This window comes from Halomonas sp. HMF6819 (genome assembly GCF_044335525.1).
In the GTDB taxonomy this organism is placed as follows: domain Bacteria; phylum Pseudomonadota; class Gammaproteobacteria; order Pseudomonadales; family Halomonadaceae; genus Vreelandella.
Map to the genome: position 1 here is coordinate 147,251 of NZ_JBIQVY010000005.1, position 24,305 is coordinate 171,555.

Genomic DNA, 24,305 nt, shown 5'->3' on the forward strand with positions numbered 1-24,305 from the left:
AAAATCAGCCGATGAGCCTAGCACGCCTTGGCCGAGCGCTCACCACTGCCGCTGATTAAATCCGCCCGCGATGTGACAACGAAGGCGCTTTGTAGCAGGATTGCCGCTTTATCGACCCACCCTTTCGAGCAGGGCGCCCTGTCGCCCTTGGGAGTACACGATGCGTAGTGTGATTCGCACCTTCTTTCGCGGCGTTCGCTTGGTGATGACGCCGTTTATGCTGGCCCAGGAAAAGCTTTCCACGCCTAAGGGCATGGAGCGCACCCCGGAGGAGCAGGCCCAAGTGGATGAAGCCTGCCGCGAGCTTGCGCTTTACCAGTTTCGTAGCTGCCCGTTTTGTATCAAGGTGCGCAAGGAGATCGCCCGGCTGAACCTTCCCATCGAAACCCGCGACGCCCAGCACGATGCCAATCATCGACAGGCGCTCGAGCAAGGCGGTGGCAAGGTCAAGGTACCGTGCCTTCGCATCGAGCATGGCGACGGCCAAACCGAATGGCTGTATGAGTCAAGCGACATCAACCGCTGGCTCGAATCGCGCTTTGGCTAGCCCTTAAAACAGTCCTTGAAAGCAGTCCTTGAAAATCGCCCTTGAAACAGGCGTTAAAACGGTCTTCAAAATTCCACTCGCCGTGCGCGCAGCTCAAAGCGCCCGGAAAGCGCGGCGGGCTCGCTTTCACTTTGGCCAGCGGGGGTGCGCTCGAGCTCGAATTCGCCGTCGATGCGGCCGGCAAGCGTGAGCCAGGCGCCATCGCGCTCGGCACGCGCAAGAGTCACCTCGAGCGCGCCGGGGGCCGCGCGGTATACAGGCCCCGTGGTGTCGCTGCTGATGAAGTAAACCGCCTCGGCCTGCTCGAGCGTTAACGTCTCGCCCGTCTCGCTCAGCGATAGCCGCAGCGCCAGCGAGTCGCGTGGGCTAGGGTCGTCGGCGTCGGTAAAGCCTGTGATATCGACCATCAATGCCTGGCGCTGCTCGACAAAACTGGCGCTGACATCGTCATTTTCACCGAGGAGATACCAGACCATCGGCTCACCGTCAAAGGTGGCGCTGATTGCCGGCATCGGATCGTCGTCTGCCAGCGCGGTCGCCGATAACAGTGCTGCTAACACGGCGTGCATGGGCGCTCGCCCAAGCGCACCCAAAAGGCGTCGTAAGGATACAAGCGTGCGCGCGATCATGGCCTTCTCCTGTTCTGGCGGGTGATAAATCATACGTTAGTTTTATTTCATGTATAAGGCGCGGTGCGGCCTGGCGCCGGTTCATTCAGCAGATGAATGGGTCGTGTCATTTTTTCGATTGTGTCCAGTCACGGCCTCTCTCTATGTTATTAGCACTGCGTCGTCAAAGGCGCTGCGCACCAAAATCTCTTTTGAGATCGCCGCTTGGCGTTTGATGCTTGCACTAACCGTGTCTTCGGAATCGGCGCTAGTGGTTCACAGGCGCTGATCAAGTTGAATCAACAATAACGTGGGATGGGAACAAACATGACGTCTAAAAAAGCCGTTTTTAAAAAAACCATGCTGGCCTCAATCATCGGCGCGGCCTTTGCAGGCTCCGCGCTGGTGTCGATGGCGGCGAGCGCTGAAACGCTGCGTATCGGCTACGCCGCCGACCCGGAAACGCTGGACATTCACGAACAGCTCTCCGGCGGCATGCTGCGCTTCTCGCATCTCTCCTTTGACCCGCTGGTACGCTGGACCAAGGATTTCCAGTTCGAGCCGCGCTTGGCCACTGAGTGGGAGCAGGTCGACGAGACCCACTTGCGCATGACGCTGCGTGAAGGCGTGACCTTCCACTCCGGCAACGAGTTCACGGCCAAGGACGTGGTCTGGACCATCGAGCGCCTCAAGGAGAGCCCGGACTACCGCGCGATCTTCGAGCCGGTCGAAAGCGCCGAGGCCATTGACGACTACACCGTCGAAATCACTACCGCCGAGCCCTACCCGCTGCTGCTCAACCTGGCCACCTACATCTTCCCGATGGACAGCGCCTTCTACACCGGCGAAACCGAAGACGGCAGCGACAAGTCCGAAATCGTTAAGGCAGGCGACTCATTTGCCTCACGCAATATCTCCGGTACTGGGCCTTTCGAAGTCACCAGCCGCCGTCAGGGCGTGCAGGTGGACTTCGAGCGCTTCGACGACTACTGGGACACCGAAAGCGAAGGCAACGTGTCCGAGATCATTTTGACGCCGATCTCCGAGAACGCCTCTCGCGTGGCCGCCCTGCTCTCCGGCGGCGTGGATTTCATCGACGCCGTGCCGCCCAACGATCTGGATCGCGTGCGCGAGGCGCAGAACATCAATCTGATTGAGGTGCCCGGTACGCGCATCATCGGCTTCCAGCTCAACGAAGAGAGGGTCGAGGCGTTCCGGGACGCGCGCGTGCGCCAGGCCGTTGACCTGGCCATCAATCAGGAAGGCATTGCCGATCGGTTGATGCGCGGCTTCGCCACCCCCGCCGGTCAGCTCTCTGCCGAGGGCTACGTCGGCCACAACCCGGAGATGGTGCCGCGCTACGATATCGAACGCGCTCAGGAGCTGATGGCAGAAGCCGGCTATGAAGATGGCTTCACCATCGACATGATCGCGCCGAACAACCGCTACGTGAACGACGCCCAGATCGCCCAGGCTGTCGCCAACATGCTTTCGCGTATCAACATCACCGTGAACCTTCGCACCATGCCGCTGGCCCAGTATTGGCCGGAGTACGACGAGCGCGGCTCGGACATGGCGATGGTCGGCTGGCACTCGGATACCGAAGATACCGCCAATCTGTTCCAGTACCTGACCTTCTGCCCGAATGAAGAGACCGGCGCCGGCCAGTACAACTACGGCGGCTACTGCAACGAAGAGATCGACGCGCTGGTGACCGAAGCCGACAGCGAAACCGATCTGGAAAAACGCGCCGAGATGCTCCAGGAAGCCGAAGCCATGCTTTATGAGGACGTGGGCTACATCACGCTTCACTGGCAGAACCTGGCTTACGCCGCCGCCGACGGTGTCGACATCGAGCCGGTCGTCAACGCGATCGACTTCCCCTACCTGGGCGATCTGGTCATCACCCGGTAACTCACGGGGTCGTAAGGCCCTTCAAGCTCGACTTTTTAGCACGGATGCTTCGCTCCTCACTTGGTGGGGAGCGAAGCGTTGCGTTGGGCTTTATCCGGCACTGACCAACGAGCTTTTCGCTAACGACCTTCCTGCCAACGTACACACAGGTGGCGTACGCCATGATTGCATTTCTCATCAAGCGGCTGATGCACGCGGTACTGGTGATGTTCGTCATCAGCGTGCTGGCCTTCGCCATTCAGGACAACCTGGGTGACCCGGTACAACAGCTGGTGGGCCAGTCGGTCCCCGAAAGCGAGCGCGAGGCGCTGCGCGAGCGTTTGGGGCTCAACGACCCCTTCCTCGTGCAGTACGCGCGTTTTGCCACCAACGCGCTTCAGGGCGACTTCGGCCAATCCTATTTCTACCGCGAGCCGGCGCTGGAGGTCATCGCCCGCCACCTACCGGCAACGTTAGAGCTGGTATTCGCCGCCACGCTCATCATCGTCGTGCTGTCGGTGCCGATCGGTGTGTACAGCGCGATCAAGCCGCGCTCGCTCGTGTCCCGTTTTTTTATGGGCGTGTCGATCATCGGTATCTCGGTCCCGGTCTTTTTGACCGCGATCGTGTTGATCCAGATCTTTTCGATCGGCATCACTATCACGCTCTTTCCAGAGCAGACGGTCTGGGGGGCTTGGCTCAATGGACTGCTCTCGACCTCGGGCAACATGCCCTCCTTCGGGCGCGGGTATGATCTCGTCCACGTGGTCGGCCACTGGGACACCAACCTGGCAAGCCTGAGCGGCTTACAGCATTTGGTGCTGCCCGCCATCTCGCTCGCCTCGATCATGCTGCCGCTGTTCATTCGCCTGATTCGCGCCGAGATGATGGAAGTGCTGCAGTCCGAGTACGTGAAGTACGCCCGCGCCAAGGGCATTTCAATGCGCCGCATCTACTTCGTTCACGCGCTCAAGAACACCATGCTGCCGGTCATCACGGTCGGCGGCGTGCAGATCGGCACGATGGTCGCCTACACCATCCTGACCGAAACCGTTTTCCAATGGCCCGGCATGGGACTGATGTTCCTGGAAGCGATCAACCGGGCCGACATTCCGCTGATCGTCAGCTACCTGATGATCGTCGGCGTCATTTTCGTGGTGACGAACACCATCGTGGATTTGATCTACGGCTTCGTTAACCCCACCGTCAAACTGACAGGTAAGCCCGCATGAGTGCCACGACCGCCCCAAGCCGCTGGGAGCGCCTGCGCGACTCCTATCTGTGGTACAGCTTCAAGCGCGACCGCACCGCCCAGCTGTGCCTTTTCGTTTTCATCTGCCTGGTGATCGCCGCCTTCGCCGCGCCGCTGATCGCCCCGACCGATCCTTACGATCTTCGCCAGATCAACATTCTCGACTCGGAATTGCCGCCGTTCTGGATCGACGGCTTCGACGAGCGCTACACCCTGGGCACCGACGCCCAGGGGCGCGATCTCTGGTCGATCATTCTTTACGGCACCCGCGTGTCGCTGTTGATCGGCTTCGGCGCGGTGATCCTCCAGGCGTTGATCGGCGTTACGTTCGGCTTAATGGCCGGCTACCTCGGTGGGCGCGTCGACGCGCTATTGATGCGCCTGGCCGATATCCAGCTATCGTTTTCGACGCTGATGGTGGCCATCGTGGTCGGCGCGGTGGTCAAGGCGACCATGGGCAGCGCCTTTTACAGCCAGTACGCGGTGATCATGCTGATTTTGATCATCGGCTTGGCCGAGTGGCCGCAGTACGCGCGCACCGTGCGCGCCTCGGTACTGGCCGAGCGGAGCAAGGAGTACGTCGACGCCGCACGGGTTATGGGCCTGAAGAGCCGGCGCATCATGTTTCGCCACGTGCTGCCCAATACGCTGTCGCCGATTTTCGTCATCTCCACCGTACAGATCGCCAACGCCATCATTTCCGAAGCGGCGCTGTCGTTTCTGGGCCTTGGCATGCCGGAGACCCATCCGTCGCTTGGCTCGCTGATCAAGGCCGGGTTCGACTATATCCAGTCCGGCTCCTGGTGGATCACGCTGATTCCAGGGGCGGTGCTGGTCGTGCTGGTGCTCTCGATCAATCTGCTCGGTGACTGGCTGCGCGATGTCATGAACCCACGACTCTACAAGGGGTGAGACCACCATGGCACTACTCGAAGTTTCAGGACTCGACGTGCGCTTTGCGCTGCGCCAGGGCGAAGTACGCGCGCTGCGCGACGTCAGCTTCACCCTGGACCGGGGCGAGCGCCTCGGCATCGTCGGCGAATCCGGCGCGGGTAAATCCGTAGCGGCCTTCTCGCTTTTGAACCTGATCGCCAAACCCGGCTTCATTGCCGGCGGTAGCGTCACGTTCGAAGGCCAGACGCTCAACACCATGTCCGAGCGCGCGCTGAGGCGCGTGCGCGGCCACCGCATCTCGATGATCTTTCAGGATCCGATGATGACGCTCAACCCGGTGCTCTCGATCGGCGAGCAGATGGTGGAGTGTCTGAAAGCGCACCGGCGGATCTCCAGCAAGGCGGCCCGCACCATTGCGCTGGACAAGCTCCAGCAGGTGCAGATCCCATCGCCGGAAAAACGCCTGGATCAATACCCGCACGAGCTCTCCGGCGGTATGCGTCAGCGCATCATCATCGCCATTGCCCTGCTGCTCGACCCGGACATCATCATCGCCGACGAGCCCACCACCGCCCTCGATGTCACCATTCAGGCCGAAATCATGGCGCTGCTGCTCGATCTGTGCGAGCAGCACAACGTCGGCTTGATTTTGATCACCCATGATCTGGGCGTGGTCAGCCAGGTCACCCAGCGCATGCTGGTGATGTACGCCGGGCGGGTGATCGAGCAGGGCCCGACCCGCGAAATCATCAACGACCCGCAGCACCCCTACACGCAAGGTCTGATCAACGCCCTGCCGCAAATGGCCACGCCCGGCGAGAAGCTCAACCAAATCCGCGGCAGCATGCCCTCACTTTCCAATTTGCCCAGCGGCTGCGCCTTTCATCCACGCTGCGACTTTCGCATTCGACCAAACGGTGAGCCGCGTGCGGCGTGTGTTGAGCAGGTGCCCGGCTTCGTCGATACCGGCAACTGCCGAGTGGCCTGCCACATGGTGGCGGAAATGCTCGAAGACCGCCGGCTGAAGGAGGAAACCCCATGAGCATCGAGGCGACCCACGTAGAGCCGACCGAGAACGTCATCGCAAGCGATGCACCAGCGACTGAGCGCGGCGATGCGTTGCTTGAAATTCGCGATCTCAAAAAGCGCTTCTCGCTTTCCGGCGATTTTCTCGATCAGCTGCGCTTTAAAAAAGGCAGACTCGTTCGCCATCAGGAGCACGTGCACGCGATCAACGGCGTCAATCTTGACATTCAGCGCGGCGAGGCGCTTTGCGTGGTGGGCGAGTCCGGCTGCGGCAAGTCGACGGTGGCACGAACCGTCATGGGGTTATTAAGCCCCTCGGAAGGCGAAATACGCTATGACGGTCAGCGTATCGACGATTTGAGCGCGCGAAAGCTTTTGCCCTATCGCAAGCGCATGCAGATGATCTTTCAAAACCCTTACGCCTCGCTCAACCCGCGCATGACCATCCAGCAAACCCTGGAAGAGCCGCTGCGCTTTCACCACCCGGAGTGGGACCGAGCCAAGGTGGCCGACAAGGTCGAAACCGTGATGCGCTCGGTGGGCATCGATCCGGACTGGGGTAAACGCTTTGGCCACGAGTTCTCCGGCGGTCAACGCCAGCGTATCGCCATCGCCCGGGCACTTGCGGTCGACCCGGAGTTCATCGTCGCCGACGAGCCGATCTCCGCCCTCGATGTCTCCATCCAGGCTCAGGTGTTGAACCTTCTGATGGACGCTCAGCGCGAGCGCAACCTGACCTATCTGTTCATCACCCACGACCTGGCGGTAGTCGAGCATTTTGGCACCCGAGTGGCGGTCATGTACTTGGGCACGGTGTGCGAAATCGCGACCACTGCTACGCTATTCGACAAGCCGCGCCACCCCTACACCCAAGCGCTTTTATCGGCCATACCGCGGCTCAAGGATGACCGCCCGCAGCATATTCGCCTTTCCGGCGAGGTACCGACGCCGGTGAATTTGCCCAGCGGCTGCGTGTTCCACGGGCGCTGCCCCCACGCCAACGCGCGCTGCAAGGCGGAGATCCCGCTGCTGCAAACCCAGTCTGACGGCACGCGGGTGGCCTGTCACGGCGTTGAAGAGGGCCGACTGTGACGCCGCGACACCCGTCCGGCGCCGCTTTTTCATTACGATGGGGTAAGGCATGGAAATCCGCTGGCTAGAAGACTTTATCGCCCTGGCCAGAACACGGCACTTCTCACGGGCGGCGGACGAGCAGCACGTCACCCAGCCAACCTTTTCCCGGCGCATCAAGCTGCTGGAAGAGGAGATGGGCGCCACGCTGATCAACCGCCAGACGCTACCGCTATCGCTTACCCCCGCCGGTGAGGAGTTTCTGACGCTTTGCGAGCAGATCACCGACCGCGTGCGCCTGACCCGCGATAGGGTACAGGAGATCAGCGCCGGCGAGCAGCGCCGCATCATGCTGGCCGCCCCGCAAAGTCTTTTGTCACGCTTCGTGCCGCAGTGGCTCGAGGAGCTTGGCTGGCAGCATCAGGTCCAGCCTTACCTGCGGGCGACGGGCTGGGCGGCCAGCGACTACTTCCAGGCACTGGGCCGCGCCGAGTGCGATCTGGCGATCTGCTACTGGCCGACCGGGCGGTTCGATCCGGATATCGACACCAGCGCCTGCGTTTACCGGGTGATCGGCGCCGAGCGGCTGATTCCCGTCGTCGCGGCAAGCCTTGCAAGCGACCCCGGCGCCCGGCTGCCTGGAAGCCCCACTAAACCGGTGCGCTGGCTTGCCTATCCCAAGCGCAGCCTGCTGGGCGGGGCGATCAAGGCGCACTTGGCAAGGCTTTCTCACAGCAGCTACCTGAGCGCCCAAAGCGACAATCTTTTTGCCGCGAACATCAAGGAGCTCGTGCTTCTGGGCTATGGTATGGGGTGGCTGCCCGAGAGAAACGTCAGCGCCGAGCTTCAAAGCGGCGCGCTGGTGCGCGCCGGTGACCCCCATTTCGATGTGCCGACGGAGCTACGTCTGTACCGCCATCAGAAAAAACATCACGCCGAGCTGGAGAGGCTCTGGAGCGAGCTGCCTGCGCTTCACGTTTAAAAGGGATGACCATGTCAGAGACACTTTTTGCCTTACAGCTAGCGCATTTGAAACGCCTGGATCGCGCCTACGCCGCGATTCTCGAACGCGAGGGCCTCGAGAGCGTGGCCATCTACAGCGGCCACAGCGCCCCCTTCTTCGCCGATGACCACGCGCCCGCTTTTCAGGCTTATGGACATTTCATGCACTGGGTCGGCCTGGCCGGGGCCGAACGCAGCTGGATCGTCATCACGCCAGGGCAAAAGCCCCAGCTGCTGCTCTACGCCCCAAGCGATTTCTGGCATCTAACGACGACCCTGCCGGAGGAGCCCTGGATCGAAGCCTTCGATATCACGCTCTGCAAGGAGCCCACCGCCCCCACGCTTTCGTCCAACGCGGCGGTGATCGGCGACGTCGAGCGGCTGGACGCGCACCAGCAAAAGGCGCTGTCCGGGGCGCAGTTCATGCCCGAGACACTGATCACCGCGCTCGACGAGCTGCGCGTGATCAAAAGCGACTACGAACTCGCCTGCCTGCGCGAAGCGAATCGCCTGGCCAAGGCGGGCCATCAGGCGGCCAAGGCGGCGTTCATTGGCGTTGGCGCCGAACTCGATATTCAGCTTGCCTATCTGGGCGCGAGCCGTCAGCGCGAGTCCATGGTGCCCTATAAAAATATCATCGGTTTGAACGGCCACGCCGGCGTACTGCACTATCAACACTACGACCTGACCCCACCCAGGAACAGGCACAGCCTACTGGTAGATGCGGGCCATCGCTTTCGCGGCTACTGCGCCGATATCACCCGCACCCACGTTGGCCCGGATGCCCCGGAAACCTTCGCCGCGCTAGTCGTGGCGCTGCACGGGCTCAAAAATGAGCTGGTGCAAAGCGTTGGGCCCAACGTCGAGTTTTTGACGCTGCACGAACAAATGCACCGGCGCCTGGCGAATATTCTGGTGAGCTTCGATCTTTACCAGGGCAGCGCCGAAAGCGCAGTCGAACTCGGCGTCACCCGCGCCTTCTGCCCTCACGGGCTTGGCCACCTGCTGGGCCTGCAGGTGCACGACGTGGCGGGTCTTAAAACCGAAGATGGCGCCCCTTTACCCGCCCCAAAAGAGCACCCGGCGCTGCGTCTGACCCGCACGCTCAAACCCGGCATGGTCGTCACTATCGAACCCGGGCTCTACTTCATTCCTATGCTGCTGGCTCCGCTCAAGGAGCGGGAACTGGCCATCAACTGGCCGCTGGTGGACTCGCTGATCAACTGCGGCGGTATTCGGGTCGAAGACAACGTCGTGGTCACCGAGTCGGGCTTCGAGAATCTAACGCCTTGAAGCAGGCGCCCTGAAGCAGAGAGCGAGGCAATCCGCCGGCTAAATTCCAAACAGCCGGCGGCTGTTGTCGCGGATGGTCTCAAGGATCTCTTGCGGCGACTCCTCGCGAATCTCGCAAAGGCTTTGCCATACGTGGCGAATACGCTCGGGTCGATTGGGTTCGCCCTGGAACCCTTGAACCGGCATGTCCGGCGAATCCGTTTCCAGCAGCAACGTTGAGAGCGGCAGGCGCGCAAGCGTACGCCGCGTTTTGGTCGCGCGCTCATAGGTCATGGTGCCACCGACGCCGATATAGTAGCCCGCCTCGATGAACGCGCGGGCCTGCTGCAGGCTTCCGGCAAAGCCGTGCACCACGCCGGTTTTCGGTAGGTTCAATCGCCGCAAGTGCATGGCGAGCTTATCGTGGGTGCGCCGCGAATGCAGGATCACCGGAAGCTCGAACCGGCGGGCCAGTTTGAGCTGAGCATCGAGCAGCGCTTCCTGTTTTTCGAACTGTGGATCGTCGATAAAGAGATCCAGCCCAATCTCGCCGATCGCCACCAGCTTTCCCGGGCGTTTTTCGAGCCACGCTTCGAGCTGACTCAAGTGCTCCTCTTTGAACTCACTGATACCCATGGGGTGAATCCCAAGCGCGGCATGAATAGGCTCAAACCGCTCGGCCAGCGCCATGACGCCGTCAAAGCGCCCTGCCGTGACGCCAACCGCAATGATTTTTTCGACACCGGCATCGAATGCCTGTGCCAGACTTTGCTCCTCGTCGCCAAAAAACGGAGGAAAGTCGAAGTGACAGTGGGTATCAACGAAGCCTGTCGTCATGCCGGCGCTCCTCCAGGACTTTTATAGGCTAGAGTAGATCGGTGGATACGCTTATACAAAAACGCCCGGCTTTCGCCGGGCGTTCATGCTCATCGATCGAAAATCGATCACGACACTTTAGAAGCGCAGGGTAACACCGCCGCCAATGGTGACCGGCTCCATTTCTACATTACCGATGGTGTCGCCGTTAACGCGATAGTCGGAGTCGACGTCAGCGTAGTTTGCAAAACCGTTGAGCATGACGTTATCGGTAACCGCCAGATCGATACCGACTTGGGCCGCCGCGCCGTAGCTGTCCTTGATTTCGACATCGCTCGGTACGCCGGAGAAACGGGTGTAGTTCAAGCCCGCGCCCACGTAGGGCTGTACTTTGGACTCGTAGCCACCCAGCGGGTAGTAGTTGACCATCAGGTTGACCGGCAGGCGATCGGTAGTGCCTACATCGCCCAAGGCACCGGTGTTCAACTGATGCTCAAACTTCTCGGAACCGTTGAGCTCGATGCCTACGTTGTTGGTAAACAGGTAGCCTAAACCGTAGGTGAAACCGCTCTCGCTTTGAACATTCAAAGAATCGCCCGCAAGATTACCGTTGCTGGAACCAGTATCGGTTTTGGCGTAACCGCCGCGAACGAAGACGTCACCCGCCTGATAGGCAAGCGCTGCCTGGCTTGCCAACAGAACGCTTGCAGAAATTACGGCAGCTGAAATTACTTTAACTTTGCTCATCACGGTCATCCTTTAAGTTTGCCAGTGGCTCAATTTGCCAATAACCACGCCGTTGCCTCCGGCTTACTTATACAATATATACTAATCGAACAGTGTTTCCAAATAATCGGTGGAAGTCTTTTATAATATTTTTATCTAATCACCGCTGTTTTATAGGCATAAAAAAAGGTCCCCCGAAGGGGACCCAGGTGGAGCACGCCAGCTCACTCGGTGTGTTGCTCGTTTGAGCAACGTAGCAATGAAGGAAGAATCGGTACGTCAGGTGATTCTATTCGGTTGCTTCTTGCCCGATTATATTGCGAGCCGCGTGCCATAATTTATAAAATTATTTAAAATCAAAAACTTATATAAAAAACAAGCGGCAAGTCATCTTGCAAGCGTAGCTCTCCGCCGTTGAGCGCACCACGACAATGCAGTTATTAGCCTCTTTGCAACATTTTGAAGCCAATGGAGTCATGATTCATGGTGAACCCTCTGCAAGCCATAGACAGGCGTATCGATTCCCTCCATACGCGCCTTAATCTGTAGCGCTAAGTAATGAGAGTAGTGGCGCGACTGGTGCAAATTTCCTCCATGAAACCAGAGTGCCTCTTGCTGTGTAGGTTTCCACATATTGCGCAACTCCCCTTCCCAAGGGCCGGGGTCCTTGGTGGTATCCGATCCCATGCCCCAACACTTACCTACCTTGTCAGCGACCTCTTGGGAAATAAGCTTGGCTGCCCAGCCGTTCATGGAGCCGTAACCCGTTGCGTAGACGATAAGATCTGCAGGTAGCTCGCTACCATCGGTCAAAGTGACGGAGTGAGGGTTGATGCGCTCAACCCCCACACCGCTGCGCAGCTTGATCTCGCCGCTAGCTACCAATTCGCTGGCTCCCACGTCGATGTAGTACCCCGAACCACGACGCAAGTATTTGAGAAAGAGGCCCGAGTCGTCATCACCGAAGTCCAGCATGAAACCGGCTTTTTCCAACCTCTGATAGAAATCTGCATCCCGCTCACGTATGGCATCGAACGCTGGACGCTGAAACGCTGGCAATAACCGATAAGGAATTGAGGCAAAAAGCAGGTCCGCCTTCTCGGTCGTCACACCTTGGGCGACGGCCTCTTCAGAGTAAAGTGGCCCCAACGCCTCCTTCATCAAGGCATCCGATTTGACGATGTGAGTGGACGAGCGCTGAAGCATGGTGACATCGGCGTCGTGCTCCCAAAGCGCAGCAGCGATGTCGTGAGCGGAATTGTTCGATCCCACAATGACACACCGTTTACCGGCGTAGGCATCGGGTCCAGAGTGCTGACTCGAATGCTGCTGCTCACCTTCAAACGTTTCGGCTCCGGGAAATTGCGGCACATTCGGCATACCGGACATGCCGGTTGCCATGATCAAATGCTTGGGACTCAGCGTCAGCAGTTCGCCGTTGCGATCGACCTCGACGACCCATTCGCCAGCCGTCTCATCGTAGCGTGCGCTTTTACACTCGGTAGAAGGCCAGTAATTCAGCTCCATGATGTTGGTATACATCTCGAGCCAGTCCCCGACCTTGTCCTTGGGGGCAAAGACTGGCCAGTTGTCCGGAAACGGCAGGTAAGGTAAATGGTCGTACCAAACCGGATCATGCAGGCAGAGCGACTTGTAACGTTTACGCCATGAATCTCCCGCCCGCTCGTTTCGCTCAATTATTAACGTTGGCACACCCATCTGTTTGAGTCGCGCTCCCAAGCCAATCCCGCCCTGCCCGCCGCCAACGATCACGCAGTAGGGCTGGACGCTATAGCCAAGCTCGGATTTTTCTCGCTCACGTCCTTCAAGCCAGGTTTCCCGCTGCTTGTTAGCACCATGCTCCGCTCCCAATGGTCGGTTTTCCTTGAGCGGCTCGGGGTAGCGCTTAAGCGACTGCATGGTGGTCAAAAGCGTCCAACATTTGCCTTCGCGTAAACGCAAATACCCTTTACCGGTAGCAACGGCGGTTTCAAAGGTGAACCACGCTTGGCAGACACCCCCTTCGATAGTGGCATCGTCCTCCAACTGCCAGTTCGAGGGCTGCGCCCTCTCTAGTGTGGCCTCAAGCATGTGCTGAATGGCTTCCTTGCCTTCACAGGTTTTCAAATTCCAGGTAAAGGCGATGAAGTCTCGCCAATAGCACTCGTCGTCAAACAAATCGAGTACTTGGGCGATATCTCGCTTTTGTAGTGCGCTATCCAAGTCGCTTAGCCAGCGCTTAACCGTGGTGTTGGCGTCAAAGTGATTCATCGTAAGCTCCAGTCGGTCGTTGTTGTTGTACTGCTACCTTATTAGTACCGTCCCTTTGTCCATTGCAGCCAGCATGCCAACACAGTTAAGCTTTCCAAAAAAATATAATAAGCACCAAATAACAAAAACTTACCTTATCGCTTAAGTGATCCCTAGCCATCCTTTGAAGCACAGTGAGACTACACCTGTTACACCCGCTAACCGATTCACGTTACAGGTGTAACGCTCGACCAAGGGCTTAACGCTAAAGGATTGACACCTTTCCCAGGACGCTTAGGCTGGAAAAGACAATAAGAAAAGCCCTTGATGAGCGATGCCATGCCCATAACCGCCAATTCAACATCACCCTTATCCAGCCAGCAGCGCCAGCATATCGAGCGCGTATGCCGCTTCGGCGAAGGGCGAGAGATGTCGCAGTTGGACTCACAGCCGTTGATTCGACGCTCCTGGTCACGCTGTCTCAATGAATATTTGATCGACCCGGCTAGCCCTCGTCCCGCTCGCGTAGTCACCCAGCAGACCCTCATCGAGCATCGTGAATCCGTGGATGAACTCCTACACGTGGCGCGCGCCGGAGTCGATCAGCTCTATGCTCAGGTGGCCAAGCTTGGCTATGTGCTGCTTCTCACTGATGATCGGGGCGTAACCGTCGAGTTTCGGGGCGACCCAGCAATGGATTCAACGCTTCGACGGGCCGGGCTTTATCTTGGCTCGGACTGGAACGAGCGATTTGCCGGCACTTGCGCGGTGGGTACTTGCCTGCATGAACGCCAAGCGGTCGTATGCCATCGAGACGCGCATTTCGACGCCTCGCACATTGATCTCACCTGTACCGCCGCACCCATTACCGATGCTCGGGGTAACGTCATGGCGGCGCTGGATATTTCATCGCTTCATCCGTCGAGACACCAAGGCGACCAGCTTTTTGGCCTCTCGCTAGTCACCCTTTACGCCCGAATGATCGAAGATGCTTATTTTCTTCAGCGCTACCGGGATTGCCTGATACTTCGATTCGACTGCGACAGGCCGTTCGTTCACGTCAATGGCCGAGGCCTTATCGCCATCGAAGAGAGTGGCCAGGTGATAGCGGCCAATACGTTGGGCCGTGAGCTGATCGAGCACCATCGAAAGCGCTGGCCCGCCTGGTCCAACGAAAGCTCTGTTCAGCTTACCGAGCTCTTCGAGTGTGAAATGCCCGATATCCTGGGTATCAACCGTGCCAATGAAGATCAGCTTCGCGCGTTTCGTGCCCGTGCCACGGATGTGACCTATTTCATTGCCTTATTGGAGTCTCGCTGGCCGAGAATACCCAAGACGTCGCCTTCAGATCGCTGCTCGTTGCCGCAGCCATTGGCACAACTGGGTGGCGACGACCCCTCCATACACAAGGTTCAGAAACTGGCCAAAAGACTGTGCGATGAAACCAGCGTTAACGTATTAATTTGTGGTGAGACCGGCACCGGCAAGGAGATCGTCGCCCGAGCCCTTCACCAAAGTAGCCAGCGTTCTACCGCCCCGTTTATCGCGGTTAACTGCGCCGCCATTCCCGAAAGCCTGATCGAAAGTGAGCTTTTCGGCTATGCACCGGGTGCCTTTACCGGCGGACGCACCAAGGGCCTCAAAGGGCTCATTGCGCAAGCAGATGGGGGCACGCTGTTTCTGGACGAGATCGGCGATATGCCTGCCGGATTGCAAACACGGCTTTTACGGGTGCTTGCCGAAAGAGAAGTAATGCCGCTGGGCGCCAGCCAACCGGTACCCGTCAATATACGCCTGGTGAGCGCCACTCACCGGGATATCGCGAGCCTGGTTGAAAGCGGCGCATTCAGAGAAGACCTTTTCTATCGGCTAAACGGCGCGCAGTTGACCCTACCCGCCCTTCGCGACCGCGCCGACAGAATCGATGTGATCCGCCGCGTTTACGATGAGCTTGCCAGCGAGCGCCAGCAAGCTCACACCCCCCAGCTGCGCGCCGACGCCATGAGTGCCTTGTTGGCCTACACCTGGCCGGGGAATATTCGCCAACTCAAAAATGCCCTCGCATTTGCCATGGCCACCGTCGAGGACGATGAGATTACCGTGAACGATCTTCCAGAGCAGTGTCTCGATCAACGTATCACCCGCGCAGCGCGCCTCGCTTCAATCAATCATGATGAAAAGGAGGATCACCTCGTGAAACTGTTAAAAGAGCACCAATGGAACATCAGCGCCGTTGCGAGAACGATGGGCGTATCGCGTCCAACCGTATATCGGCAGATGCGCCGCCAGGGTGTGGTGGCTCCCAAGTGGAACGACCACTAAGACTTGGTGATGCAAAGCCCCTCACGTACACTTTTTGAATTGAACAAGACACTGACCCAATTCGAAAAGGTGACGCCTCATGGCATTCGACTCCACTTCTTCCTACATAGCCACCGAGGCGCTCAAGCAGGCGGTCAATGCAGCCATTACGCTCGAGCGCCCGCTATTGATCAAAGGCGAACCAGGCACGGGAAAAACGCTGCTGGCCGAAGAGCTCGCCCGCTCGCTCGATACCGAGCTTTTGACCTGGCATATCAAGTCGACCACCAAGGCGGCTCAAGGCCTTTACGAGTACGATGCGGTCAGCCGGCTGCGTGACTCGCAGCTGGGTGTCGAGGGCGTCGAGAACGTTGCCAACTACATTCGCCCCGGCAAGCTGTGGGAGGGGTTCACCGCGGACAAGCGCGTGGTGCTCTTGATCGATGAAATCGACAAGGCGGACATCGAGTTCCCCAACGACCTGCTCCAGGAGCTGGATCGCATGGAGTTCTTCGTTTACGAAACCGGTGAAACCGTGCGCGCTCAGCACCGCCCGATCATCATCATTACCTCGAACAACGAAAAAGAGCTACCGGATGCGTTTTTGCGCCGCTGCTTTTTCCACTACATCGACTTTCCCGACCGCGACACTCTACAGGCGATCGTCGATGTTCACTTTCCGGATATCGCCCCACGCCTGGTGTCCGAGGCGCTCAACGTCTTCTTCGAGCTGCGCGAGGCGCCGGGGCTCAAGAAAAAGCCCTCGACCTCGGAGCTGGTCGATTGGCTGAAGCTCTTGATGAGCGACGAACTCTCCCGCGAAGCGCTTTATAACCGCGACCCAAGTAAAGCCCTGCCGCCCATGGCCGGCGCGCTGATCAAAAACGAGCAGGATACCCACCTATTGGAGCGCCTCGCGTTCATGATGCGCCGCCAAAAAGGGCCGGGGCGTTAAGCCATGTTCATCGGTCTGTTTGAAACGTTGAAGCGTGCCGGCGTGCCGGTATCGCTACGCGAGCTCCTCGATGTGCACGCCGCCCTCGAGCAAGGCGTGGTATTCGCCGACATGGAGAGCTTCTACCACGTCGCGCGCACGGTGATGGTCAAGGACGAGCGCTATTTTGATCGCTTCGATCGCGCCTTCGCCGCTTGGTTCGAAGGGCTCGAAAGCGTGGACGCCGGCATCGAGGCGCTGATTCCGGATGAGTGGCTGCGCCGCGAATTCGAGAAGCAGCTCTCGGCGGAGGAAAAAGCCAAAATCGAGTCGCTGGGCGGACTAGAGGCGCTGATCGAAACCTTCAAAAAGCGTTTGGAAGAACAAAAAGAGCGCCACGCCGGCGGCAACAAGTGGATCGGCACCGGCGGCACCAGCCCGTTCGGCGCCTACGGATACAACCCGGAGGGCATTCGCATCGGCCAGGATGGCTCACGCCACCGCCGCGCCACCAAGGTGTGGGACGAGCGCCGCTTTCGCGATTACGACGATAGCCTTGAGCTCGGCACGCGCAACATCAAGATGGCGCTACGCCGGCTCAGAAAATTCGCTCGCCAAGGCGCCCGGTCGGAGTTCGATATTCAGGGCACCATTCGGGAAACCGCCCGCGACGCGGGACTTTTGAACGTGCAGATGCGCCCGGAGCGCCACAACGCCGTCAAGATTCTGCTGTTTTTGGACGTGGGCGGGTCGATGGACGACCACGTGCGCGCATGCGAGGAGCTCTTCTCCGCGGCGCGCTCGGAGTTCAAGCATCTGGAATACTTTTACTTTCACAACTGCGTTTACGAAGGCGTCTGGAAGAACAATCGCCGCCGCGGCAGCGAACGTATTCCGACGCTGGAGCTTCTGCGCACTTATGGGCCGGACTATCAGGTCGTGGTGGTGGGCGATGCGGCGATGTCGCCTTACGAGATCACCCACCCGGGTGGGAGCGTCGAGCACTTCAATGAGGAGCCGGGCGGCGTTTGGCTCGAACGTTTGACTCGGCACTTCCCGAAACTCGTGTGGCTCAACCCGGCCTTGCCGCGCACCTGGGAGTACACTTACTCGACGAAGCTGATTCAGGAGATCATCGAGGATCGCATGTACCCGATGACCGTCGAAGGGCTCGAGGCGGCCATGCGCGAGCTTTCGTGAATGTGCTTTTTATAGTGAGTGTGCTTTCTATACGAGCAAAGGCCAGGCTCGAATGACGTTAAAGCGCGCTCGGCGCGCGCTCGAGGCCTTCCAGAAAGTCACGCTTGGCCGCCTCGAACGCTTTCGGGTCGTGCTTGAAGCGGCGCAGTATCCGGTCGTGATCCAGCGTCAGGGTCGGCGAAATTTCCTCGAAACGAGCCGCCGGGTGGCGGGCGTTAAGGCCGATCCGTTCGCCGTTTTCGCCGTCGAACCAGCGCTTGAGCCCACAGCCTTGATAAAACGCCACCTGCGATGGCTCACTCACTTCGACCTTGAGCGGCACGTTGAGGCTAAGCTCGCTGATCAGCCGCGCTTTTGCCCCCTCGCGCTGCTCCCAGGCCAGGCTCAGCGTCATGCCTTCGCCCTTCTCGTCAAGCACCAGTAGCGCCAGCGCCAGAATCTCGCCGCCACTGCCCGTACCGGCGATCAGCCTTGCGGCCTCCTGCTCGAACAGCACGTTTTGGGTGCCGGTGAAGACCACCAGCGGGGTCAGCCCCGCCTGCTGGCCGTATGCTTCAGCGCATAGCTTTGCAAGACACGCGCAGCGCTCGCGGGGCTCTTTAATCTGGACAACCTTCATTGTGCTCTCTCGTCGTGCTTTTTTGACCAACTCTCGGCGCGCGTGAAGCGCACGCTCGAAGCCCGCAAGCCTAGAGTAAACCGCGTCCAGGTGCCAGAGCGATCACGCACGGCAGGCGCTAATGTGCCAGGCTGATCACACAGAACGACACCCTACCCCAGGCCGACAAGGAGAGCCCGTGCCTCAGTTCATCAACGACCCGACCCTGCCCAAACCCGATTTTCCCGGAAGCCACATGGTGGTGGATGACCACTACGTGTTCATTTCCGGGCTCACCATTGCCGATATCGTCGAAGAGGACCAGGTGGTCGATGACGTCGCCAAGGAGACGCACCGCATCATGCGCGAGCTCGAGCGTATGCTGCGCCAGGAAGAGCTTGAGTGGCGCGACGTGGTTCGCGTCGATATTCACCTGACCGACCTTGGCGAGATCAGCAAACTCGACAGCGTCTACGCCGAGTTTTTCGAAGCGGGTCAGTACCCGGCGCGCACCTGCACCGAGGCGAGCCGCCTGTGCAAGGGCAGCAACGTGGAGATCACGCTGATGGCGAGCCGTAGCCGGCGCTCACAAAGTGAAAGCAAGCCGCAGCCCGATTCGGATACCGGCCCGGAATAACCTTTTCTCACGTTCAAACGCCTTCGAGCCTAGCCTGTGCTCGAAGGCGCGTTTTCGAGTATTCCCACTATTCGCTCGATATCCAGATGCGCTTCCAGCGTATCCGCCAACCGTTCCAGCTCGCGCTCGCGGTGGGCGCTATAGTCGACCGCGCTGCTCGTTTGCAGCCCCAACCGCGCGAGCAGCGCCTGACACGCCTCGCCACCGTCGAACACGCCGTGCAGATAAGTGCCCAGCACCTGGCCATCTTCGCTTACGGCACCATCGACGTGGCTTCCCAGATCGAACAGCGCGCGCTTTAACGCGGCGCCGTGACTGACGCCGTTATGGATCTCGTAGCCGCTCACGCGCACACCCTCCTCGACCATGGTGCCCTCCACGTTTCGAAGCTGCTTGCCTTTGACCATGGTGGTGGTAAGCGCCAAAAGACCAAGCCCAGGTACGCGCCCGGCGGGCCCTTCGAGCCCCTCCGGGTCCTCGACCCACTCACCGAGCATCTGAAAACCGCCGCAGATACCCAGCACGCGCCCGCCGTAACGAAGATGACGCTCGATCGCCGCCTCCCAGCCGTTTCGCTTGAGCCAACCAAGGTCGCTGAGCGTACTCTTGCTGCCGGGCAGGATGATGGCGTCTGCCGGTGGAATCGGCTCGCCTTCATGAACGAAGATCAACGAGACCTGAGGGTGCAGGCGCAGGGCGTCGAAGTCAGTGTGGTTGCTGATGCGGGGAAGCCTTGGCACCACGATCTTCAGCGTTTGGGCGCTTTTGTCGGCCTGAACCCCGGCAATGGCGTCCTCGGCGTCGAGCAGGTGGCCCTTGAGGTAGGGCAGCGTGCCGAATACCGGCTTGCCGGTGTGCTGTGTGAGCCAATCAAGGCCTGAGGTGAGCAGGCCGATATCGCCGCGAAAACGATTGATGATGAAGCCTTGAGTGCGGGCCTGCTCGGAGGCGCTCAAAAGCGCCAGCGTGCCGACGAGCTGGGCGAACACGCCGCCGCGGTCGATGTCGCCCACCAGCAGCACCGGGCAGTCGATGGCCTCGGCGAAGCCCATATTGGCGATGTCGCCTTGGCGCAGGTTGATCTCGGCGGGGCTGCCCGCGCCCTCGGCGATGATCACGTCAAAGCGCGCGCTCAAGTCTCGCCAAGCATCCAGAACGCTTTCCTGCGCGGTGCGCTTGAAGGCGTGGTAGTCGAGCGCATCCATATGACCATGAACGCGGCCGCGCAGAATTACCTGGGCGCCGCGGTCACTTTCAGGCTTCAACAGCACCGGGTTCATGTCGCTGTGAGGCGCCACCCCTGCCGCTATCGCCTGCAGCGCGGTGGAGCGGCCGATTTCGCCGTCATCGACAGTCACGGCGCTGTTGAGCGCCATGTTTTGCGGCTTAAAGGGGACCACCGAAACGCCGCGGCGCGCCAGCACCCGGCAAAGCCCGGCCACCACCGTGCTCTTGCCCGCATCCGAGGTGGTGCCCTGAATCATCAGCGTGGCCATGCGCGCCCCTGGTTAAAAGGGCGAACTCTAGCGGCTGGCGGCCGGGCTGGCAATGGCCAAGGTGCCCGCCGCCGGGAGTGAATAGAGCGGCTTGGTACCTACCAGCTATAGCGGTAATTGACCACCGCCGCCGTATCGTTGGGCGCATCGGCATCGTGGCCAGGCTCGAGGGTGTGCAGTACGTTCAACTGCCACTCGCTGCGCTCGCCGCCGGCGAAGGCATAACCAAGCTCGATATCCACCTGACGCCCGGAAGGCGAAAGCGAGGCTTCGCGGGTTTCGCGCACCACGGTGCCGTCAAGGCGCCGGCCGACCGGCACATTGAAACTGGCATCCGCGCTTTCGATGCGCAGCGGCTGGCGAACGCTTAGCGCCAGCCGCTCGTCGGCACGCGCGCCCTGCCCTTGCCACTGCGCGCCCAACGCCATTTCACGCGCCACGACGTTATCGACGCTGGCGAGCAAACCGCTGCCACCGGCATCACCACGGGCCTGTTCGAATTCGGCGAATCCGCTGAAGCCGCGGCCCAGCGCCATTTGAAGCCCTACGCCGGCAAACGTCATGTGATTGTTTTCGCCGAGGCTCAGCGCGCCGGTGCCGTGAGCACCGAGTAGCCCTTCCTGCTCGCCCAGCCGGCCCACGTGGGTATCGATCGCAAGCGCCGGCGCCAACTTAAACGAGATACCGATATCGGAGCGGTTCGAGCGGTAGCGGCTCTCCTGCTGATCTTCGACGACCCCGGCCCAGTGCGAGGCGCTCAGCTCGACCCGGCTGCCCAGCGCGTAGCGGGTTTGAACGCCGCTCACGCTATCAAGCCCTTGGGTCAGCGCCGAGCCGCCCTGAAAGGAGATCATCGGCATCATGCGGGACTCGGCGTAGCTACTCATCGGGCTTGCCTGGTCGCCCGCGAAGCGGTAAGCGCTGAAGCCGGCGGCACCGAGGCCAGCCGCACCAAAGCCGGTCGCACCGAAGTCGACATCGAAACGACTTGCCAGCGGTGTGCCGGCGCTATCCGTACTCGCCGTGAACTGATAAGCGCCGCTGTCGATGAACTGCGTCTTCACCGCCTGAACCGACGCACTGGAAACGCGCTCCATACCGGTACGCAGCTGATCATCGTGACTCTTGCGCCGCTGAGCATTGCCACTCATGTCGATCGCGTAGTCGCGCCCCAACGCATCGAAGGCCGCCACGTTTTCGAGCGCATTGGTACTGGCGAGCGCGTCGCCATAAGCACCGGAGAGCTGGGCGAAGGAGGCGCTGGCAGACTCACCGCCAAGTGCCACGCTCTCGCCGCTGGCGACCACCAGCTCGCCGGCAGGCGCCAGCGCTGCGTCGATATCGGCGGCTCCCTGGCCCAAATAGAAGAAACCGCAGTTGGCGGTGCCCGAGGCGCCGCAGCTGTTTTGACCAAACAGAGCGCTGTCGCGGCTTGCGGTCTCCAACAGGCGCTGGCTCACCTGCTGCGCCGTCAAGTGAGGCCAGCGCGCAATGATGCCAGCGGCGTACTCCGCCACCCGGGGCGCCGAAATGGAAGTGCCCTGCGCCCCCACCTGACGATTGACGAAAGGCGCGGCCAGCGTGCGCGACTGTAGCTGCGTATCGTCGCCTGGATAGCTGCTCGCCGGGTGCAAATTACCCTGATCATCACTGCCTACAGCGATCAGCATCATGTTAAATAGGCCGGGTTGGCTAGCATAAATGGGGTTACCCCGCGTATCGATCGACGCGCCGCTGTTACCGGCACTGACGACGTACACCGCCCCCTTGCCACCGTTTGCGTCAACCACGCGTTGATAGGACTCCGCTGACGAAACGCCGTTGAAACTCAATCGCGGATCGCTGGCCTCTAAACGACGCGAATAGCTGGTGTTGATGACGCGGGCCCCGCGAAGCGCCGCCTCGCCGATGCCGTAATCCAGCGTGCTGCTGTAGGTCGTTCCGCTCGGATCTTCTACCTTGATCAGATCCAGCCGGGCGCTACCCAGGGTACCGCCGGAAATGGTCGATGCGACAACGTTACCGTGCCACTCATTGCCGCCACTCACCTCCTTGAGACCGGTATGCACGTTCAGGCTATCGATCACGACGTCGTTATTGATGATGCGATCGATATCGAAACCGCTATCGACAACGCCGACCCGCACACCGAGAGGTTCGATCAAAGGGCTTTGATCTGAAGGTGCGTCATTCGGAGGAGACTCCACGGGCAAACGACTGACCGGCGGCTTATCGATTGGCGGCGGTTCTACCGGAAGAGGGGCAGGAGATGGCTCAATCGGCGCCGGCGAAGGCTCGGGCTGGTAAATTCCGGTCGAGGAGTCATCCGGGGCGCCGCCTCCTCCACCGCCGCCGGAGCTGCAGCCCACAAGTGAAACGGCGGAAAACGCAAGTGTGACCGCCACGACCAGCGAGCGGGGTTTGAACGGCGCGGCAGGAAAATAAACGTTCGAGGTTTTCATGGGAGCCCCCTTGAATGAGCGTGACGGCGAGCAGGACAACGTCCAACGCCGTACCGCGACCCCTGACGGACGTTACACTCGCTTTTGATCCGCCCAATCTAGCCCATTTTTATTAGACCATTTAAAAGAGTTAAGCCTTTAAAACGGGACATTTCGTTCAATGATCAGAATCCATTTCATCGCCTATATAATCCCTTTTAATGAATAATCGTTTGGTCATTCAAGGCACTCTCATCAAGCGATATCGATCGCCTCACGGTCGGGCTTGCGCCGACCGCCGGGCAGACAAGCAGCGCGGTTTCGTCTAGGGTAATTGGCCCTTTACGCCATCGATCGTCCTTCATGCAGACACTTTTAAACGACATCACCGAACAGCTCGCTCGTGAAACCGAGCGCGGCAAGGTCGCCGACTACATTCCTCAGCTTGCCGAGGTCGACCCGCACCAGTTCGGCATCAGCCTGGCCACGGTAGAGGGGGAGCGCTTCTCGGCCGGGTGCGCGGCCACCCCGTTCTCGATTCAGAGTATTTCGAAGGTGTTCACGCTCACCATGGGGCTTGGCAAGCTCGGTGACGGCCTATGGGCCAATGTCGGTCGTGAGCCCTCGGGGGATCCATTCAACTCCATCGTCCAGCTCGAACACGAAGGCGGCAAGCCGCGTAATCCGTTCATCAATGCCGGCGCCATCGCCGTGGTGGACGCGATCATGATGGGGCACGAACCCCGGGAGACGCTTGCCGAGATTTTAAGCTTCGTACGCTATATCGCCGACGACACGAGTATCTGCTTCGATCGCCAGGTCGCCGTGTCTGAAATGGCGCACAAGGACCGCAACGCCTCGCTCGCCCACTTCATGAAGGCCTTTGGGCGTCTTCGCCACGATGTCGACAAGGTGCTGGGCACCTACTTTCATCAGTGCGCCATCGCCATGAGCTGCGAGCAGCTCGCTCACGCCGGGCTCTTTCTCGCCTCGAACGGGGTCAACAAGCCCAGCAACCTGCGCGTGGTATCACCCCAGCGGGCGCGTCGGATCAACTCGCTGATGATGATGTGCGGGCACTACGACGCCTCCGGCGAGTTTGCCTTTCGCGTGGGGCTTCCCGGTAAAAGCGGCGTGGGCGGCGGCATACTGGCCATTGCCCCGGGTCAAGGGTCACTTGCGGTTTGGTCGCCGGGACTCGACGAGTACGGCAATAGCCTGCTCGGCGCCCGCGCGCTGGAGATGTTCGTCCAGCGCACCGGCTGGTCGGTGTTTGGGCATTAATTAAACCTTTCCCACTTTTTTCAAACTGACATCCCACCGACACGGCTTTGTCATCAA

Annotated in this window: 20 protein-coding genes; 13 read left to right on the forward strand and 7 right to left on the reverse strand. The window is 59.9% G+C overall.

Translation table 11 applies throughout. From position 1 onward, the window contains the following. The first annotated feature begins 160 nt into the window (after window positions 1-160). Window positions 161-547, forward strand: a complete 387-nt coding sequence (locus tag ACGLWX_RS14910) for a glutaredoxin family protein (RefSeq protein WP_396240833.1) — start codon at window positions 161-163, stop codon at window positions 545-547. A 65-nt stretch (window positions 548-612) separates the two neighbouring features. Here ACGLWX_RS14910 and ACGLWX_RS14915 read toward each other — a convergent pair whose 3' ends face one another. Next, window positions 613-1,116, reverse strand: a complete 504-nt coding sequence (locus tag ACGLWX_RS14915) for a hypothetical protein (protein WP_396240835.1) — start codon at window positions 1,114-1,116, stop codon at window positions 613-615. A 366-nt stretch (window positions 1,117-1,482) separates the two neighbouring features. Between ACGLWX_RS14915 and ACGLWX_RS14920 the strand changes: the two genes are divergently transcribed. The 7 genes from ACGLWX_RS14920 to pepQ all read left to right on the forward strand — a co-directional run bounded on the left by ACGLWX_RS14920 (window position 1,483) and on the right by pepQ (window position 9,586). Then, window positions 1,483-3,069, forward strand: a complete 1,587-nt coding sequence (locus ACGLWX_RS14920) for an ABC transporter substrate-binding protein (RefSeq protein ID WP_396240837.1) — start codon at window positions 1,483-1,485, stop codon at window positions 3,067-3,069. Between the two features lie 161 nt (window positions 3,070-3,230). Continuing rightward, window positions 3,231-4,280, forward strand: a complete 1,050-nt coding sequence (locus ACGLWX_RS14925) for an ABC transporter permease (protein WP_396240839.1) — start codon at window positions 3,231-3,233, stop codon at window positions 4,278-4,280. Beyond that, complete coding sequence (locus ACGLWX_RS14930) at window positions 4,277-5,212, forward strand: ABC transporter permease (RefSeq protein ID WP_396240841.1); 936 nt, start codon at window positions 4,277-4,279, stop codon at window positions 5,210-5,212. Before ACGLWX_RS14925 ends, ACGLWX_RS14930 begins: the two co-directional genes overlap by 4 nt. Window positions 5,213-5,219: 7 nt before the next feature. Next, on the forward strand, window positions 5,220-6,236 hold the full coding sequence (locus tag ACGLWX_RS14935) for an ABC transporter ATP-binding protein (protein WP_396240843.1): 1,017 nt from the start codon (window positions 5,220-5,222) through the stop codon (window positions 6,234-6,236). Beyond that, window positions 6,233-7,312 (forward strand): ABC transporter ATP-binding protein, encoded by a 1,080-nt coding sequence (locus ACGLWX_RS14940; RefSeq protein ID WP_396240845.1) that lies wholly within the window; start codon window positions 6,233-6,235, stop codon window positions 7,310-7,312. The genes ACGLWX_RS14935 and ACGLWX_RS14940 overlap by 4 nt, the downstream gene beginning before the upstream one ends. A gap of 49 nt (window positions 7,313-7,361) precedes the next feature. Next, window positions 7,362-8,273 (forward strand): LysR family transcriptional regulator, encoded by a 912-nt coding sequence (locus tag ACGLWX_RS14945; RefSeq protein WP_396240847.1) that lies wholly within the window; start codon window positions 7,362-7,364, stop codon window positions 8,271-8,273. Window positions 8,274-8,284: 11 nt separating this feature from the next. Next, window positions 8,285-9,586: a Xaa-Pro dipeptidase gene (gene pepQ / locus ACGLWX_RS14950; RefSeq protein WP_396240849.1), complete on the forward strand. Its 1,302-nt coding sequence runs from the start codon at window positions 8,285-8,287 to the stop codon at window positions 9,584-9,586. A 39-nt stretch (window positions 9,587-9,625) separates the two neighbouring features. On the opposite strand, the gene ACGLWX_RS14955 is transcribed toward pepQ, so the two are convergent. The 3 genes from ACGLWX_RS14955 to ACGLWX_RS14965 form a co-directional block, all read right to left on the reverse strand. After that, entirely contained in the window at window positions 9,626-10,402 is a 777-nt protein-coding gene (locus ACGLWX_RS14955) for a TatD family hydrolase (RefSeq protein ID WP_396240851.1), read from the reverse strand. 117 nt (window positions 10,403-10,519) lie between these two features. Next, window positions 10,520-11,128 (reverse strand): OmpW family protein, encoded by a 609-nt coding sequence (locus ACGLWX_RS14960; protein WP_396240853.1) that lies wholly within the window; start codon window positions 11,126-11,128, stop codon window positions 10,520-10,522. Window positions 11,129-11,581: 453 nt separating this feature from the next. After that, on the reverse strand, window positions 11,582-13,378 hold the full coding sequence (locus ACGLWX_RS14965) for an NAD(P)/FAD-dependent oxidoreductase (RefSeq protein WP_396240855.1): 1,797 nt from the start codon (window positions 13,376-13,378) through the stop codon (window positions 11,582-11,584). 306 nt (window positions 13,379-13,684) lie between these two features. Here ACGLWX_RS14965 and ACGLWX_RS14970 point away from each other — a divergent pair, with 306 nt between their 5' ends. The 3 genes from ACGLWX_RS14970 to ACGLWX_RS14980 all read left to right on the forward strand — a co-directional run bounded on the left by ACGLWX_RS14970 (window position 13,685) and on the right by ACGLWX_RS14980 (window position 17,792). Next, entirely contained in the window at window positions 13,685-15,679 is a 1,995-nt protein-coding gene (locus ACGLWX_RS14970; protein ID WP_396240857.1) for a sigma-54-dependent Fis family transcriptional regulator, read from the forward strand. Window positions 15,680-15,758: 79 nt separating this feature from the next. Next, entirely contained in the window at window positions 15,759-16,613 is an 855-nt protein-coding gene (locus tag ACGLWX_RS14975) for an AAA family ATPase (RefSeq protein ID WP_396240859.1), read from the forward strand. A gap of 3 nt (window positions 16,614-16,616) precedes the next feature. Next, complete coding sequence (locus tag ACGLWX_RS14980; protein WP_396240861.1) at window positions 16,617-17,792, forward strand: VWA domain-containing protein; 1,176 nt, start codon at window positions 16,617-16,619, stop codon at window positions 17,790-17,792. A gap of 58 nt (window positions 17,793-17,850) precedes the next feature. Here ACGLWX_RS14980 and ACGLWX_RS14985 read toward each other — a convergent pair whose 3' ends face one another. Next, entirely contained in the window at window positions 17,851-18,411 is a 561-nt protein-coding gene (locus ACGLWX_RS14985) for a hypothetical protein (protein ID WP_396240863.1), read from the reverse strand. Between the two features lie 178 nt (window positions 18,412-18,589). On the opposite strand from ACGLWX_RS14985, the gene ACGLWX_RS14990 reads away from it, so the two are divergent. Further along, on the forward strand, window positions 18,590-19,027 hold the full coding sequence (locus ACGLWX_RS14990) for a RidA family protein (RefSeq protein ID WP_396240865.1): 438 nt from the start codon (window positions 18,590-18,592) through the stop codon (window positions 19,025-19,027). A 29-nt stretch (window positions 19,028-19,056) separates the two neighbouring features. Here the strand turns inward: ACGLWX_RS14990 and ACGLWX_RS14995 are convergent, their stop codons facing one another. Both ACGLWX_RS14995 and ACGLWX_RS15000 read right to left on the reverse strand, forming a co-directional pair. After that, window positions 19,057-20,523 (reverse strand): cobyric acid synthase, encoded by a 1,467-nt coding sequence (locus tag ACGLWX_RS14995; RefSeq protein ID WP_396240867.1) that lies wholly within the window; start codon window positions 20,521-20,523, stop codon window positions 19,057-19,059. Between the two features lie 98 nt (window positions 20,524-20,621). Then, window positions 20,622-22,985 carry a S8 family peptidase gene (locus ACGLWX_RS15000; RefSeq protein WP_396240869.1) on the reverse strand — a complete coding sequence of 788 codons (2,364 nt, stop codon included), beginning with the start codon at window positions 22,983-22,985 and terminating at the stop codon, window positions 20,622-20,624. A gap of 342 nt (window positions 22,986-23,327) precedes the next feature. Between ACGLWX_RS15000 and ACGLWX_RS15005 the strand changes: the two genes are divergently transcribed. Continuing rightward, window positions 23,328-24,248 carry a glutaminase gene (locus ACGLWX_RS15005; protein WP_396240871.1) on the forward strand — a complete coding sequence of 307 codons (921 nt, stop codon included), beginning with the start codon at window positions 23,328-23,330 and terminating at the stop codon, window positions 24,246-24,248. Window positions 24,249-24,305 lie beyond the last annotated feature (57 nt).